The sequence below is a fragment of the Comamonas sp. 7D-2 genome, from assembly GCF_022749555.1.
GTDB lineage: Bacteria > Pseudomonadota > Gammaproteobacteria > Burkholderiales > Burkholderiaceae_C > Comamonas > Comamonas thiooxydans.
Map to the genome: position 1 here is coordinate 3,272,447 of NZ_CP094238.1, position 15,122 is coordinate 3,287,568.

The window sequence follows — 15,122 nt, forward strand, 5'->3', positions numbered from 1 at the left end:
TAGCCTCGCCACCTCGCTCGCTTTCGTGTGCCGAACCCTAGTCGAACACCACTCCTGAAAACTGCTCAGTCTTCAATCAAAGCTGGGCGTTTTTATAACGTTCTCCAAATTGATATGGCTCAAGAATTCAAAAGAAAAAAGCGAGCTCTTCTAGAGGCTCCACCGTAAAAATGCGCGGCAAATTGAATTCAGCATTTGTGTAATGCGTCTTGATCGTATCAAAAACGCTGAAAAAGAACGCTATTTATCTGCTGACTACTGAATATCACATTGCTCTGCCGAACTAGCAAAGAGACGCGTCAAGAGCAACCGACACACAGAATTTCGCAAATTTCAACTCCCCGGCAATGTGAACCAATGACAACAAATGAAACAAATCGCATATTGTTTGTATATTTGAGCTTGTATACCTCAGTTTGCATGTTGATGGACCCTGCACACTCCTCCTATCCGGAGTGTCTGGATCCCTTGCATGGATGGTGATGTCAGCCTAGGCCAGCGGCAAGTGAAAATGGCTTGTGCGGCCTGCATCTAGCGTAGGAGCGCGTTCTATGGTGCGGAGGTCTAGTTTCGAGTCTAAGGTTGTCACAGCATTTGGAACAGCCGCGCTGGTAGTGATCGCGATGGCACTATCGACGTGGGAAGTTGCAAATGATGCAGCCAAAGCCGCCCAAATGGTGACACATGCACACCAGTTGCTCAACAATATAGATCGCGTCAGAGGCTATTCTCTCCAATCTGAACTAACCACTCAAAATTTCCGTCTGACAGGTAATGCCGAGCATATTGCCGAGCGAAATGCAGCGATGGCTGAGCGAGAGCTTTCGCTGGAAAAAATACGGCAACTAACGATCGATAATCCAGATCAACAACGTCGCTGGACAGAGCTGCGTAAAGTCATTGACCAGCGCATGGCAGCTGCACGCCAAATTGAAAAATTGCGCAATACCCAAGGTCAGAAGGCAGCAAATGCATTTGCTGCCGCAACTACGCTTGCATCCACGCGTTTGCGCACCTATGAATTGCTGAGCGAGATGGATACCGAGGCGCGCCTGCGACTCGCTCTGGAAGAGGCCGAGCACAAGCAAGCGCGTCATAAGCTGGTGATGGCTGGAGCATTGGTCGCTGTGGCACTTATCTTGCTATTGGGTTCCTCCTATTTTCTGATAAGACGTCAATTGCGCGAAACAGAAGCGAGTCAGCGTGCTCTGGCTGACAATGAAGAAAGCCTTGTGACTACCTTGCACTCGATCGGCGATGCAGTACTCGCAACAGACACTGAAGGGCGAATCACTCGCATGAATTCAGTGGCCGAACAGCTCACAGGCTGGAGTATTAATGAGGCTCAAGGCCGTTCTATCGGGGAAGTATTCAATATCATTCATGAGCAGACCCGCGAGCCTGCTCATATTCCTGTAGCAACGGTGTTAGCCACCGGGGAAGTGCAGGTACTTGCCGACTACACCTCAATCATTGCCAGAGATGGCACCGAACGTCCAATCTCTGATAGCGCCGCCCCCATCCGCGATTCCAAAGGCCAACTACGAGGTGCTGTACTAGTCTTTCGGGACGTTACTTTGGAGCGAAAGGCACAACGGATCATCCGTGAGCAAAACGCGTCACTTGAAGCTGACGTGCACCAACGCACTTTGCAATGGCATGAGATTCAAAGCCATTTGCACAACGTCATCAGCGCCGTTCCGGCGCTGATTGCCTACGTTAATGCACAACAGCACTACGAGTACGTCAACACTCAGTACCGGGAGTGCTTTGCACCTGACCGCGAAGACATCACGGGTGAGTCGGTAAGAAAAATCCTCGGAGAGGAACGCTATGTTGTTGCCAATGACTTGATCGGCAAGGTCCTCGCAGGAGAGCCGCAAACATATGATTGGCAGCCCTTTCCAGGAGTTTGGCAGACTATTCAGTATGTTCCCAAACACCAAGCCGATGGAACGGTTGCTGGCTATTACGTATTGGGCACCGATATTACTGAGCGCAAGCACTATGAAGAACGTATCCAGACGCTCAATGGGGAACTTGAACAACGAGTGCATGAGTTAGAGCATATTGGCCGCGGACTGCGAACCTTGAGCGCCGGTAATCGCACCATGCTACGTGCCAGCGAAGAACAGAGTCTGCTTGAAAACATGTGCAGAGCCATCGTGGCTGCAGGAGGCTATGGCATGGCTGCCGTCTGGTATTCGGGTAACGAGCCAGATCAACAACTACGTCCGATGGCCGAGTGCAATTATCCAGGCGGTATAGAAGCACTTCGCAGCCTAGGACTCATAGCAGCCGATACGGAGCTAGGCCAAAGCCTGACATCTAGCGCAATTCGCAGCGGCAAGGTTCAATTTGTCCGAGACATGCGCGTAGATTCCAACCATGTTCGATGGAGCGACAAGCTTGGTGAACTTAAATCAGGTGTATCTTGCCCTTTATTGGTTGAGGGCGAAGTCATTGGTGCACTATCCATTTATGACACCGAACCAGACGCGTTCGGCGAAGATGAAATCGCATTGCTGACCGAGTCAGCGGACGATCTAGCCTTTGGCATTTCCATTCTGCGTACACGCTCAGAGCAACTACGTGTACAAGCAGAGATGAATCATATGCTGCGCCATGATCCCTTGACTGGACTACCCAATTCGATTGAATTCAGGGAAGTTCTGACTGCGAAAATTGAAGGAAGCTCTTCACATCCAGAACCAATCGCGGCTTTGCAATTCAATATTGAACGCCTTCGAGAAATCAACGAGGTGCTAGGTTTCTCTAATGGGGACCAGATTCTTAGAGACTTCGGAGAGCGCCTAAGGCAAAGCATTCCTGATTCTGCACATATTGCGCGTTTACGCGGAGACGAATTCGCAGTATTAGCACCCACTCTGGATAGAGGTTCCGCCGTAGCCTTGGCCGAAGAATTGGAAAAAAACATCTCCCGCCCTTTCCCGATCGCAGATATTGAATTGGATGTCAGCGCAAGCGCTGGCATAGCTTTGTTTCCCGAACACGGCACAACTGCCGATGAACTATTGCGTCAAATGGGAAAGGCCACCCATCAAGCCAAGGCCCGCGGATTGAGCCAGTGCGTATTCGACCCGTCGCATCAGAAAAATCAAGCGGGACGCTTGACCATGGCAGGGGAACTTCGGCGAGCCATTGCAGGCAACCAGCTGCGACTATTTTTACAGCCAAAAGTTGATTTTTCCTCCGAGCAAATCTGTGGAGCAGAGGCCTTGGTACGCTGGATGCATCCACTTAAAGGCCTAATTCCTCCCGGATTGTTTATCGACCTGGCTGAGCAAACAGGCCTGATCAAGCCTTTGACGGAATGGGTCATTGTCGCAGCCCTTGATCTGCTGCAGAGCTGGCAGGCAAAAGGTTGTGCTGTTCCTATAGCAATCAATCTCTCCGCGCGAAACTTCAGAGATGAGCAGCTTTTCGCCAAATATCGCCAATGGCATTCAGAGCGCTCTGTGTCAACCGGACTATTGGAAATCGAGATTACGGAAAGCACCGTAATGGAGCATGCTGAATATGCTCTACGAGCACTGAGTGAGATGAGCGATGCAGGGATTCCTCTTTATGTGGATGATTTTGGAACAGGGTACTCCTCATTGAGCTATCTACAAAAACTACCAGTAGACTACATCAAGATCGACCAATCATTCGTTTCTGCAATGCATCGCGATCGGGATTCTGCCACGATTGTGCGCTCCACCATTGATCTCATACATGATCTTGGACGGAAGACAGTTGCCGAAGGTGTGGAGACCAAAGAGCACTGGGATCTGCTCAAGGATCTTGGCTGTGATATCGCACAAGGCTACTACATCGCCCAACCTATGCCTTCCAGCGATTTCCAGCAATGGGCCGAAGATTTCACAAAATGCCAATTACGGGATAAATCATCTTTCTCGGGATAGCCAATTACATGAAATCACGCACCTACCAACAAAAAAATACTCATAAATCTCATAGATAGGCCTGAAATTTCATGCCAACAAATTCAATAAATTCAGCCGACAACCAATTAACCTATAGCGAGAAATAATCCCACGGTTGCAAGGCTCTCTCCTTTTCCCCGAGCTTCGCACATTCATAGCTCAATACATTCTCACTGCCAACTTCATACGAGCTTGCATTTTTTCAAACTTATAATCGTCAGGCATCTATTTGCTTTAAATGATATTCAAAGGTCGAAACCAAAAGCAACTGCCGACCTTATTGCTTCCGGCCTCAGACTGAATTCCAAGCACACAAGAAGCGCTTCAAATGCGCACCACGCAAAAAAGTAAGTACGCCAGTGGCGCCATGCTGATCACTATCGTCTGTGGATTCAACTGGACAATGCAACACAATGACTGCCTCTGGCGCAAGGAGTGCTGGCATGAAGCAAAGACCGCGGATTTACTACACTGGAAATCTAAAGAGCCGCACTTTGTACCCAAGCAGTCATTCCCCAACAACCGCTGTCAGTCCGACCTCGCTGTCCAATTCACTTACCTCGGACTACTACGCCTGCCACCATGACACCTGACCAATATCTTGCGCATTTGCAGGCTGTGTATGCTGCATTCCAGCTACGCTTTCACCCCTTGCCGCCGGCCAGCGAACAGGATCTGGCCGCTTTGGCCGCCGTGCTGGGGCCTCTGGATACCGATCTTGCCGCATTCTGGCACCTGACTGCGGGCAGCAGCACCGACAGCACCCAGCCCCTGTTTCAGCGGCCAGGCTTTGTGGATGCACTGGACCTTCTCACGCCGCCGCAGGCCATGGCCCAGGCACTCCGCATGGAAAAGCGGGCCCAGCGCATGTGGGATCTGGCCGGCCCCGCGTCCCAGGACCCTCGCCTGAGCGGGCGCTGGTGGCACGCCGGCTGGCAGCCGTTTGCCAGCTTCTATGGCGACATCGTGCTAATGGCCGATCATCATCCCGGTCCTGAAGGACAGCGCGGCCAGATCCGGCGTCTGTCAATGTAGTTGGAACATGAGTCATGCTGCTTCTAGTTCACTATGCACATGGATAACGGTCGTTTCCTTCTCTGGATTCAGCCAAACGCTGCCTACGGGTTGCCAGTTTCGAGTATTGCCCGACCAGCGTGCAGGATGCTGAGCGCGAGCGATCTGATAAAGGGCATGGCGCCGGGCAAGAATGGCGTGATCCTGGCCGGCGTGGCGCTGAGCGGGCGTGACGTAACGGATCTCGCTATGGCGATGCTGTTCGTTGTACCAATACACGAATTGCCCCACCCACTTGCGGGCGTCGGTCAGGTCGGCAAAGCCAGCCACAGGGAAGGCGGGATGGTATTTGCAGGTACGGAACAAGGATTCAGAGTAGGCGTTATCGTTCGAGACGCGGGCACGGCTGTGCGACGGTGTGACGCCGAGTTCTTCAAGCTTGGCATGGATGGTCGAACCCTTCATCGCCGAGCCGTTATCGCCGTGCAGGACCAGCGGCCGGTGACCACATTGCTCACGCAGTACCGCTCGTTGAACGACCTGCGCGCTGTTGGCCATGTTCTCGGCTTCAAAGACTTCGTGGCCCACGATCTTGCGGCTGTAGATGTCGACGATCAGGTACAGATAAAAGAACTGGCCGCGAACCCGGGTCGGCAGATAAGTCACATCCCAGCTCCACACGGCGTTGGCGTGGTCGGCACGATGGCGCCGTGGCGGGCCCTTGCGCTGGGGCGCGGCTTGGCGACCACGACGGCGCTGTTCTCCCGCCGCATGCAGGATGCGATAGAAGGTCGACTCCGAGGCAAGATACCGTTGCTCATCATCCAGCAGCCGCGCAACAATCTGCGCCGGAGGCAAGCTGGCAAACTGCGGTCGGTGGCAGACATCCAGCACCGCCTGGCGTTCTTTGTGCGTCAGGGCATGAGCCGGCCTTGGCCGTGTCGCGTGAGGCCGCTGGTCTTCACCACCTGCCGACCAACGCCGGTAGGTGTTCTGCCCGATTCCCAGCTCGCCACAGGCATGACGCAGGCGCGCACCGGCCGCTCTGGCTTGGTTGACCAACTCTACAATCCGACGGCGATCTGTGGCATTGGTCATTTTTCCTCGTCCCCCCAGATCGCCTGGACTTTTTTTCGCAGCGCCAGCAATGCTGCCGTTTCAGCCAAGGCGGCGTCCTTGCGACGCAACTCCCGCTCTAGCTCCCGTATGCGTTTGCGCTCGGCCTTGGTCGCTTCTGATTGCCGTGCGGCGGCTTGGTCAGACCGATCATTGGCCTGTTCACAACTGGCGCGCCAGCGACGAATCTGCTCAGGATATAGACCACGGCGACGGCAGTACTCGGACAGCTCTTCTTCGGTCAACGCAGCGGTTTCCAGTACCGCATTGAACTTCTGCGCCGAGGTCCAGCCTTCCGTGGTGGGGGAGGCGTTTGGAAGCAATCGGCCCGTGCTACGGGCTTGCTTTCGCCAGTTGTATATCGTGGCAGCTGAGATACCTTCCTCGCCAGCCAGATCATTGACGGTACGGTTATACGGCGCTTCCAGCTTGGCCAAGATGGCTTCGCGCCGCTCGGGGGAATACTTCATGGGAACCTTCTCTCTGCCCCAGGTTGGATATTCAAACTCTAACATCTGTAGAGGTTCCAACTATTCTGACAGCGGGGGGATCATTGCCTATGTGCACGACCCCGACCAGATCTGCTGGATTGCCCCCAGCTTCTCAGCCTATCTTCAAGCGTCCGCCGACTCGATTGACGATGACAGAGAAGAATTTTTGAATGGACCACTGGACGAGCAGGAATGAGCGGGGCTCTGAGCTACGCCCCGGCCTGAAAGCAGTAACTGGACAGCGTGGCCGAGTCCATGAAGGCCTCTTCAAAGTAAACGCGGCGGGCCAGGTCCTGCTCGGCCGCCCCCACCACCACCATCAGCGGCAGCAGATGCTCCTCCCGCGGATGGGCCATACGCGCGCCGGGGGCCCGATCCCAATCGGCCAGCCGCTGGCTGCGCGCGGCAGGTGTCATCTGCATCAGCGTCTCGGCCAACCAATCGTCAAACAGCTTGGAAGGCGCCCGCCCCACGGGGCCGAAGCTACGCATATTGTGATAGCTGGAGCCGCTGCCAATGATGAGAACTCCCTCGTCACGTAACGGGGCCAGCGCACGGCCCACGGCCAGGTGTTCTGCAGCATTCAGATTGCTGCGCAGGCTGAGCTGAAGCACGGGCACATCGGCCTGCGGATAGATCACAGCCATGGGCACAAACATGCCATGGTCGTAGCCGCGCTGGTCGTCAGCCCGCACGTCCTCTCCAGCCTGCGCCAGCAACTGCTGCACCCTGCCTGCCACCTCAGACGAGCCGGGCGCACGGTAATGCAGGTTATAGGTGTGCGGCGGAAAGCCGCCATAGTCATACAGCATGCCAGGATGGGCGGCACTCTGCACGGTGAAAACCGGCTCCTCCCAATGGGCGGAGATCAGCAATACGGCCCGGGGCCTGCGCGCCAGTTGGCGCGGAATATTGCGCAAGCCCTCGGCCATCAGCGCATGCCAGTCGTGCATCTCCGGCACCCAGGGCCAGGGGCCGGCGCCATGGCAGAGAAAGTACACGGGCATGCGAGCGCCTGCCTCCATCAACCCGGAAACCGCCTGCCTGCTCAGGCCTTCACGCTCTTCCATGCCAGTCTCTCCCATGTATCAACAGGTCATCAAAAACATAGCTGCCTGCGCTTTTCCCATCAAAACTAGAGACCTAAAGCTCCTCATTCTTAGCAGACAGGCATAAAAAAACCTCCTTACGGAGGTTTTTTGCCAACGATCAGGTCCGAACCGTGCAGCCGCAGACCTGATGCCGCATTGCCGTGATCAGGCAGCGAAGTTGGCTTCGGCGAACTTCCAGTTCACCAGCTTTTCCAGGAAGGTTTCGACAAACTTGGGACGCAGGTTGCGGTAGTCGATGTAGTAAGCGTGTTCCCACACGTCCACGGTCAGCAGCGCCTTGTCGGCGGTGGTCAGGGGGGTACCGGCAGCGCCCATGTTGACGATGTCCACGGAACCGTCGGCCTTCTTCACCAGCCAGGTCCAGCCGGAACCGAAGTTGCCGACAGCGGAAGCCACGAAAGCCTTCTTGAACTCGGCGTAAGAGCCCCACTTCTTGTTGATGGCATCAGCCAGAGCGCCTGTAGGTTCTGCTCCGCCGTTGGGGGTCATGCAGTTCCAGAAGAAAGTGTGGTTCCAGATCTGGGCAGCGTTGTTGTAGATGCCGCCGGAAGACTTCTTGACGACTTCTTCCAGATCCATGTTTTCGAATTCGGTGCCCTTTTGCAGGTTGTTCAGGTTCACCACATAGGCGTTATGGTGCTTGCCATGGTGGAATTCCAGAGTTTCCTGGCTGTAACCGAACGGAGCCAGTGCATCGATAGCGTATGGCAGGGGGGGCAGAGTGCGTTCCATGATGGTTTTCCTCGTGGTTGAAATTTTTGGGGGCCGTCCAGTGCCAAGGCGCCTGAGCGGTGACCGCTGTGCCGGCCGGCACATTGCTGTACTACAGACGTCAAGTATTGCACTAACCGAACCATTGTAGAAAGAACTGAGTGGCTGCGCGCCACTCATCAGGACTATTGCGCACGCAGCCAAAAGCATGCGCTCACGGCTTACAGCGCATGAACACTGGCCCCTGTTGCATTGCCTGCGCCGATTGCAAAAGAGTTCTGATGAAGAACCCGGTTAGCGTGCAGGTGTTTTGCGGCCAGCTTGTGGCTGGCGAGCATCAAAGCAGGCGCGGCTGAGTGACCACCACATCCACCACCCCGTCCGACAACTGAGCCTTCAACGCCGCTCCCGGAACGGCCTGCCTGACCTGGGTCACAGCCCTTCCCTGCTCATCCGTCAGCAAGGCATAGCCGCGCTGCAGCACCAGGCGCGGATCCAGCAGTTGCAAGCGCAGGTCGATACGATCAAGCGCTTGCTTTTGCTGCTCCAGATTGCGCTGGAAGATATTGGGGAAATTGACCTGTAGCGCTTGCTGGTTCTGCGCAAGTCGCTGCAACTTCAATAGCATGGAGTGGCGCAGGCGCTGGGCCTGACGGCTGAGCTGCAGCTGGTTGCGCGCCAACTGCTCGCTGGGCCGCCCCAAACGCTGTGCAGCGATATCCAGGCGCTGGGCCTGGCGGTCCAACACACGCTGCACCGCGTTGTCCATGCGGTCCTGGGCCAGAGCCAGCGCACCCAGCCAGACCTCGCGCGGCTGGGCTGCCAACTCGGCCGCAGCCGTAGGCGTGGGCGCGCGCAGGTCGGCGCAAAAGTCGGCAATGGTGAAGTCGGTTTCGTGACCCACGCCGCTGATCAGCGGCACCGGGCTTTGCACAATGGTGCGCGCCAGTTGTTCGTCGTTAAAGGCCCACAGGTCTTCCAGCGAGCCGCCACCGCGCACCAGCAAGATGGTGTCTATCACCGGCTGCCGTGCAGATTCAACACGAAAATCGCCGCTTGCCTCATTTCCCTCTTGCGCCAGGCGATACAGTTTTGATAGCGCCTGCACAAGCGACTGCGGCGCCTGGGCCCCCTGTACCAGGGCAGGAACAATTACCACCGGGATATGCGGCACGCGGCGGCGCAAAGCCGTCACCACATCGTGCAAGGCTGCCGCCCCCAGGGAAGTGACCAGGCCAATACCGCGCGGCAAAGGCGGCAGCGGCCTCTTGCGCGCAGGGTCGAACAGTCCCTCGGACTCCAGCCGGGCCTTGAGGCGCAGAAACTGCTCGAACAAGGCCCCCTGTCCGGCTCGCTGCATGCTCTCCACCACCAGTTGCAGATCGCCACGCTGCTCGTAGACGCCTAGACGCCCTCTGACTTCGACCAGCTCGCCATCACGTGGCGAGAAACCGACCTGCTCGGCCGCACGACGGAACATGGCACAGCGAATCTGCCCGCTCGCGTCCTTGAGGTTGAAATAGCAATGCCCGCTGGCAGCACGCGAAAAGCCACTGAGCTCGCCGCGCACGGCCACCGGATTGAAGCGCGCCTGCAAGGCATCGCCAATGGCGTGGCATAGCGCGCCAACTTCCCACACATGCGGCGTGGCTGCTGAGTTTGGACGTTCAAACATTGAATTCATGCGGTGTCAGCGAGGTCTTACGCGGGCCGGATTCTCCACAGATGTCGGCGTCCAGCCCTGTCGGCGACAAAGCCAGAAAAATCCTAAACAACACATGAGGAACATCATCCATCTTATTGATTTAAAACAACTTATAAGGCTTCACACAGGTGTCAAACTCGTAACAAGCCTTTAAAGCGAAGCAGATAACCGACCGGCATAGCAACTAGATCACAAAGTTATCCACAGATTTCTGTGATATACGCGAAAGCATTCGCAAAGAATCGCAAGCACTTTGTGCCCGCTCTACCGCTCCAAGCTCCGTGCGCTTCAAGCGCTGCCGCACGATCTTGCTGCGCTGGCTCAAGCCTGCCGTACGAGGCCTGTAAAAACGGGTCGCAGCGGCACGGCAGTGGGTCATAATCGTCGGCTGCAATTTCTGAACGACGAGGGAGAGCAACGTTGCTGTCGATCATACAAGCCGCAGGATGGCCTATCTGGCCTTTGATTGCCTGCTCGATTTTGGCCCTGGCCCTGATTTTTGAGCGCTTTGCCTCGCTGAAAGCCAGCAAGGTCGCGCCGACCAATCTGCTCAATGAAGCGATTTCGGTCTCCACCAAGCACCTGCCCAGCGCTGAAACCACCCAGCAACTGGCCCAAAGCTCGGTATTGGGTGAGGTTCTGGCAACTGGTCTGCGTACCCGCCAGGCACATCCCGAAAGCAGCGAGGAAGAGCTGCGCTCGGCCATGGAGGGCGCGGGCCGCGCCGCCGCTCACAAGCTGGAAAAGTATTTGAGCGCCCTGGCCACCATTGCCTCGGCCGCGCCACTGCTGGGCCTGTTGGGCACGGTGATCGGCATGATCGAGATTTTCGGCTCCCAGCCCGGAGCCAGCTCCGGCGCCGGCAACCCCGCCCAGCTCGCCCATGGCATCTCGATTGCGCTCTACAACACGGCATTCGGCCTGATGGTGGCCATTCCGTCGCTGATCTTCTGGCGCTATTTCCGCGGCCGTGTGGACGGCTATCTGCTGGGCATGGAACTGGCGTCCGAGCAGTTCGTGCGCCATCTGGGTCGCCTCAAGCCTGCCAAGTAAGAAGCGGAACGCATCCATCATGAACTTCCGTCCTCGTCACCGCGATGAGCCCGAGATCAATCTGATCGCCTTCATCGACGTGCTGCTGGTGGTGCTGATCTTTTTGATGCTCTCCACCACTTACAGCAAGTTCACCGAGCTGCAGCTAACCTTGCCCGTGGCCGACACCGAGCAGCAACGCGATCGCCCCAAGGAAATCATCGTCGGCGTCTCCGCTGATGGCCGCTACTCCGTCAACAAGCAAGGCGTGGATGACCGCAGCGTCTCCTCTGTTGCCGCCGCCCTGTCCGGTGCGGCAACAGCGGGCAATGACAGCGTGGTCATCATCAGTGCCGATGCCAACTCCCCGCACCAGTCGGTGGTGACCGTCATGGAAGCGGCCCGCCACGCGGGACTGTCGCAGATCACGTTTGCCACCCAGACCTCGGCCAGCGCAGGCAAGGCCAACTAGGAGCCCCTCGGGGAATGGGCAGCACATGAAAAAACGGGCCAGATGGCCCGTTTTTCTTTGCACCCATGCCATTTCTCAGGCCTGGAGTCCCAGCACCGTCAGATCCAGCTTGCCGCCAGAAACCGGCGGACACCAGAAATAGCAGCCCGTCAGCGGCCTGGAAAAGCGGAACAGTCCATCGCTGATGCCGTCATCCATGCCCAGCATGCGGCGCATCTGAGCCTCGAAAGCGTCAAAGCTGCAGCCAAAGGCGGAGAACATCAAGCCGCTGCGATCACTGCCCTGCGGGCTGACGCTCCACCAGGGCATTGAGCGTCGCACCACAAAGGCTTCCGGCTCAAAGCTCTCCTGCGCCGTGCGCTTGACATGGGCCGATTCAGGGGCATCGTCCAGCTCCTCGTTGTCGCTGCGGCGACGACCCACGGCATGGTCCTGCTCCGTGGTGCTCATGCCGCCAAAGGCCGAGTAGTCATGTTCCCACTGCTGCAAGGCCCAGTAGCTGCAGCCGTCCATTCCTGGCCCCTGCTCTGCCGCAATGCCGGCTGCCACGGCCTCATCGTCCTCGGGGTTCTCGGTGCCGTCTTCATAACCGGTCAGATCACGGCCGTGACCGTTGTCCGAACGCTGGTGCACAAAGGCATCCACGATGTGATCACGCTTGAAGACCGGCGCCAGCAAGTTGGTCAGCTTGGCCGTCAGAGCGATCAGCTCACCGCGTTGATCGCCGCGCAGCCACAGGCACAGCGCATAAGGTGTGCTGGGTGCTTCGAACTGCGGGCCCTTGAGGTGCGGGAACTCGCGCATCAGCGGCAGTTTCTTGTCCAGCTGCTGCAGCACCTGCAGGCCCAGACCCGCCACTACCTGCTGACCGTCAACACTGGTCTGCAATTTCTTCAGACTGTTCTGCAAATCTGCACCTGCACCGGCCAGGGTGAAGAAAACATAGCGCCCCTGTTCAGGAAGAGACGCCAGAATGCCTGCTTGTGCTTTTGTCATGGGGTTGCCGATTCAATGGTTGGAAAACACATCAAAGTTTAGTAGCGAATCAGCAGCGCCCCGCCAAGCCTTGAGCCGCTTGCCAGATTTGAAAAAATTCAGCCTCAGGCGCAAAAAAGTCGCGACTTTGCCCAAACCACCATTTTTCCGCTGCTAGAATTCATCCCATCGACGACAGGCGCGTAGCTCAGCTGGTTAGAGCACCACCTTGACATGGTGGGGGTCGTTGGTTCGAGTCCAATCGCGCCTACCAAACATCGCAAGCAAAACCAGAGCTTGCAAGCAAGACAGCCCGCTGCAAAGCGGGCTTTTTTGTTTCTACTCATCTCTTGGAACGCCGACGCATGGATCACGCCATGCATTGACCTCCGGCCGTCAATGTCGCTCTCTGCGTCGTTTTCACGCTCCGTCAGGGATGCTCGGCTCCACCAGGAGGGCAAGCAGCTGCAGCGACTCCTGCCAGCCCAGATAGCAGGCCTGCTCGGGAATCACGTCGGGAACGCCCTCCTGCACCACATGCAGCTCGGTGCCGCAAAACACGGCTTTCAAGTTCACGGTGGTAATCATTTCACCCGGCAGATTCGGGTCCTCGAAGCGGTCGGTATGGCGTATGCGCTGGCCCGGCACCAGCTCCAGAAACTCGCCGCCAAAGCTGTTTTGACTGTTGGCGGAAAAATTGATGAAGCTCATGCGATAGCGGCCGCCCACACGGGCGTCAAATTCATGCACCTGCGCCGCGAAACCATGGGGCGGCAGCCACTTGACCATGGCTTCTGGGGTCGTGAAGGCCCGATAGACGCGTTCGGGCGGAGCTTTGATCACACGGTGCAGTCGAATGGTCTGTGGCATGCGAGACTCCTGAGGTAGAGGCCGCAAGCTTAGCTCTCATCACAATGACTGGCTACCAGCTTCTCGAGGATGCGCTCATCAACCGCTGCGTCGAAACAAGCACCACTACAGAAAGCTCCATTGACCGGTCCGGCTCGACATTCACAGAACCCGGTGAAGGATTCGCCGGCTTTAGGCAGATGACTGTCCATGGCGCGCGATGACGAGGTCGTCATCGATGCCGCCGACATCAACCACGAGGCATCGTCCAATCTGTGGTGCTTTTCTCCGTGCGATGACGAGTCCCTGGGCCTCAGCGCTGCAGCTCTTGTCGATTTCATCAACCAGGTCATGACAGCCAGGCGAGAGAAATTGAGCGGAAATTCATCCATGCTTTTCTATTGCTGGCATGACGCACAGACGAGGCAGCTACGCTTCAGTCTTGTCTCCAGCACACATGGCCGGCTGCCTTTCGGCTGCGCCATTGACCCCTCTGCAGAGCTCGCCGCCATCCCAGAACATATCGTCAAGAAAGACTGGCTCAATGCAGACTGGGGCAAGACTGGGCCGAACAGCCCTGATGCAGAAGCAGCCTTGAGCCTGCCCGTGTTCGTTGCCAACCTGTAGCAGCCAAGCCCGGCCTTCAGACTCATCACTGCCCAAGCCAGTCACCGGCCTGAACGCTCCCGCCGCGATTCAGAAGCTGCCCACGGACATAGGGCACGGAACATGGCACACTGTGGCAAACAGCAGCGAGAGCAATGCGGACCGAAGCATCGATTTGCTAGTCGCAAGCTTGTCTCAGCCTCATGAAAACTGCCCCGGGAGTTCGTATGGGCAAAGGCAAACCAGACGCCGCAGTGGCGTTTTCAGCTATCGCATCCCCGCTTGTCGACTCGGCAGTCGAACAGGCCCGGCACATAGCCCGAGAGCCCGCCGCCGAGGGAATTCATCAATTGCGCGTTGCGCTGCGCAACCTGCTGACACTATGGTGGCTCTACCGCCCCCTGATGGGCGCCGAGGAATATGCACGGCAGCGCGGCTGCCTGAAATCGATTGCCGGCGCAGCAGGCAAGGCCCGCGATTACGACATTCTGATCGAGCTGCTAAGCCGTCATGACAAATGCAGTGCAGCCGGCATTGCCGCAATATACGTCGCTCGCGAGGCAGCCTTGCAGGCTGGCAGAGAAATCCTGTCGCCTCCGCATATACAGACATGCCTGCTGAAAACTCTGACACAAACAGAGGCAAGATTGCGCGCCAAGCCTCGCCAGCTGCGATTGGGAGCACTTGCCGAAGCACGGATCGCAAAGTCCAGGCGGCAGTTGCACCAACGCATCAAGCGGGCGATAACAGCGAACAAGCCAGATATCGAAGCATTTCACGATGTCAGAAAAGCTGGCAAGAAAACTCGTTATCTGCTGGAGCTGTTCGAACCTCTGCTGCCCAAAGATCATCACCGTCTGCTCAAACGCCTCAAGAAAATCCAGCAACCTCTCGGAGAGCTGAATGATCTTGCCGCCAGCGAAAGCCTGCTACGCCAGAACCTGCGCCTGATCTCCACACCGGATCAAGCGAAAAAGCTAGAACGCTGGCTCAAGAGAAAACGCAAACGTCGCCAGAATACTCTGGCCTGCTCGCTGCGGCAGGATTGGCAGCCCAAGCGGCCCGGTTAAGGGCCTAATACGGCACCAG

13 protein-coding genes and 1 tRNA gene are annotated in these 15,122 nt (G+C 56.9%); 8 read left to right on the forward strand and 6 right to left on the reverse strand.

The window, feature by feature from the left end:
• The first annotated feature begins 551 nt into the window (after positions 1 to 551).
• From MPZ60_RS15080 to MPZ60_RS15085, 3 genes are all read left to right on the forward strand, one after another.
• Positions 552 to 3,929 (forward strand): EAL domain-containing protein, encoded by a 3,378-nt coding sequence (locus tag MPZ60_RS15080; RefSeq protein ID WP_034358257.1) that lies wholly within the window; start codon positions 552 to 554, stop codon positions 3,927 to 3,929.
• A 424-nt stretch (positions 3,930 to 4,353) separates the two neighbouring features.
• Positions 4,354 to 4,536, forward strand: coding sequence for a hypothetical protein (locus MPZ60_RS25250; RefSeq protein ID WP_122974428.1), 183 nt, complete (start codon positions 4,354 to 4,356; stop codon positions 4,534 to 4,536).
• Positions 4,533 to 4,985, forward strand: a complete 453-nt coding sequence (locus tag MPZ60_RS15085; protein ID WP_242882047.1) for a hypothetical protein — start codon at positions 4,533 to 4,535, stop codon at positions 4,983 to 4,985. The genes MPZ60_RS25250 and MPZ60_RS15085 overlap by 4 nt, the downstream gene beginning before the upstream one ends.
• A 12-nt stretch (positions 4,986 to 4,997) precedes the next feature.
• Here MPZ60_RS15085 and MPZ60_RS15090 read toward each other — a convergent pair.
• From MPZ60_RS15090 to xseA, 4 genes are all read right to left on the reverse strand, one after another.
• A protein-coding gene (locus MPZ60_RS15090; RefSeq protein ID WP_228412727.1) for an IS3 family transposase occupies positions 4,998 to 6,550 on the reverse strand; the annotation gives its coding sequence in 2 pieces (ribosomal slippage) (positions 4,998 to 6,100 and positions 6,100 to 6,550; 1,554 coding nt in all).
• Positions 6,551 to 6,780: 230 nt separating this feature from the next.
• On the reverse strand, positions 6,781 to 7,641 hold the full coding sequence (locus MPZ60_RS15095) for a class III extradiol ring-cleavage dioxygenase (RefSeq protein ID WP_080746238.1): 861 nt from the start codon (positions 7,639 to 7,641) through the stop codon (positions 6,781 to 6,783).
• Between the two features lie 186 nt (positions 7,642 to 7,827).
• Entirely contained in the window at positions 7,828 to 8,415 is a 588-nt protein-coding gene (locus MPZ60_RS15100) for a superoxide dismutase (protein ID WP_034358261.1), read from the reverse strand.
• Positions 8,416 to 8,731: 316 nt separating this feature from the next.
• On the reverse strand, positions 8,732 to 10,069 hold the full coding sequence (xseA, locus tag MPZ60_RS15105; RefSeq protein ID WP_122974748.1) for an exodeoxyribonuclease VII large subunit: 1,338 nt from the start codon (positions 10,067 to 10,069) through the stop codon (positions 8,732 to 8,734).
• A 450-nt stretch (positions 10,070 to 10,519) separates the two neighbouring features.
• Between xseA and MPZ60_RS15110 the strand changes: the two genes are divergently transcribed.
• Both MPZ60_RS15110 and MPZ60_RS15115 read left to right on the forward strand, forming a co-directional pair.
• Positions 10,520 to 11,152: a MotA/TolQ/ExbB proton channel family protein gene (locus MPZ60_RS15110; protein WP_034358265.1), complete on the forward strand. Its 633-nt coding sequence runs from the start codon at positions 10,520 to 10,522 to the stop codon at positions 11,150 to 11,152.
• Between the two features lie 19 nt (positions 11,153 to 11,171).
• Positions 11,172 to 11,603: a biopolymer transporter ExbD gene (locus MPZ60_RS15115; protein WP_003054027.1), complete on the forward strand. Its 432-nt coding sequence runs from the start codon at positions 11,172 to 11,174 to the stop codon at positions 11,601 to 11,603.
• Positions 11,604 to 11,678: 75 nt separating this feature from the next.
• On the opposite strand, the gene MPZ60_RS15120 is transcribed toward MPZ60_RS15115, so the two are convergent.
• The gene (locus MPZ60_RS15120) at positions 11,679 to 12,599 is read right to left on the reverse strand and encodes a Dyp-type peroxidase (protein ID WP_034358269.1); all 921 of its coding nucleotides are present in this window, start codon (positions 12,597 to 12,599) and stop codon (positions 11,679 to 11,681) included.
• A gap of 176 nt (positions 12,600 to 12,775) precedes the next feature.
• On the opposite strand from MPZ60_RS15120, the gene MPZ60_RS15125 reads away from it, so the two are divergent.
• Positions 12,776 to 12,852, forward strand: a tRNA-Val gene (locus tag MPZ60_RS15125).
• A gap of 146 nt (positions 12,853 to 12,998) precedes the next feature.
• Here MPZ60_RS15125 and MPZ60_RS15130 read toward each other — a convergent pair.
• Complete coding sequence (locus tag MPZ60_RS15130) at positions 12,999 to 13,448, reverse strand: SRPBCC family protein (RefSeq protein WP_034358272.1); 450 nt, start codon at positions 13,446 to 13,448, stop codon at positions 12,999 to 13,001.
• A gap of 189 nt (positions 13,449 to 13,637) precedes the next feature.
• On the opposite strand from MPZ60_RS15130, the gene MPZ60_RS15135 reads away from it, so the two are divergent.
• Together MPZ60_RS15135 and MPZ60_RS15140 are read left to right on the forward strand one after the other, a co-directional pair.
• A complete protein-coding gene (locus MPZ60_RS15135) occupies positions 13,638 to 14,054 on the forward strand; it encodes a hypothetical protein (protein WP_034358274.1) in 417 nt (138 codons plus the stop codon).
• 206 nt (positions 14,055 to 14,260) lie between these two features.
• Positions 14,261 to 15,103: a CHAD domain-containing protein gene (locus MPZ60_RS15140; RefSeq protein WP_034358276.1), complete on the forward strand. Its 843-nt coding sequence runs from the start codon at positions 14,261 to 14,263 to the stop codon at positions 15,101 to 15,103.
• Positions 15,104 to 15,122 lie beyond the last annotated feature (19 nt).

Coding starts and splice junctions, on each gene's coding strand:
- MPZ60_RS15080 (WP_034358257.1), top strand. CDS start 552: ATGGTGCGGAGGTCTAGTTTCGAGTCTAAGGTTGTCACAGCATTTGGA.
- MPZ60_RS25250 (WP_122974428.1), top strand. CDS start 4,354: ATGCAACACAATGACTGCCTCTGGCGCAAGGAGTGCTGGCATGAAGCA.
- MPZ60_RS15085 (WP_242882047.1), top strand. CDS start 4,533: ATGACACCTGACCAATATCTTGCGCATTTGCAGGCTGTGTATGCTGCA.
- MPZ60_RS15095 (WP_080746238.1), bottom strand. CDS start 7,641: ATGGAAGAGCGTGAAGGCCTGAGCAGGCAGGCGGTTTCCGGGTTGATG.
- MPZ60_RS15100 (WP_034358261.1), bottom strand. CDS start 8,415: ATGGAACGCACTCTGCCCCCCCTGCCATACGCTATCGATGCACTGGCT.
- xseA (WP_122974748.1), bottom strand. CDS start 10,069: ATGTTTGAACGTCCAAACTCAGCAGCCACGCCGCATGTGTGGGAAGTT.
- MPZ60_RS15115 (WP_003054027.1), top strand. CDS start 11,172: ATGAACTTCCGTCCTCGTCACCGCGATGAGCCCGAGATCAATCTGATC.
- MPZ60_RS15120 (WP_034358269.1), bottom strand. CDS start 12,599: ATGACAAAAGCACAAGCAGGCATTCTGGCGTCTCTTCCTGAACAGGGG.
- MPZ60_RS15130 (WP_034358272.1), bottom strand. CDS start 13,448: ATGCCACAGACCATTCGACTGCACCGTGTGATCAAAGCTCCGCCCGAA.
- MPZ60_RS15135 (WP_034358274.1), top strand. CDS start 13,638: ATGGCGCGCGATGACGAGGTCGTCATCGATGCCGCCGACATCAACCAC.
- MPZ60_RS15140 (WP_034358276.1), top strand. CDS start 14,261: ATGGGCAAAGGCAAACCAGACGCCGCAGTGGCGTTTTCAGCTATCGCA.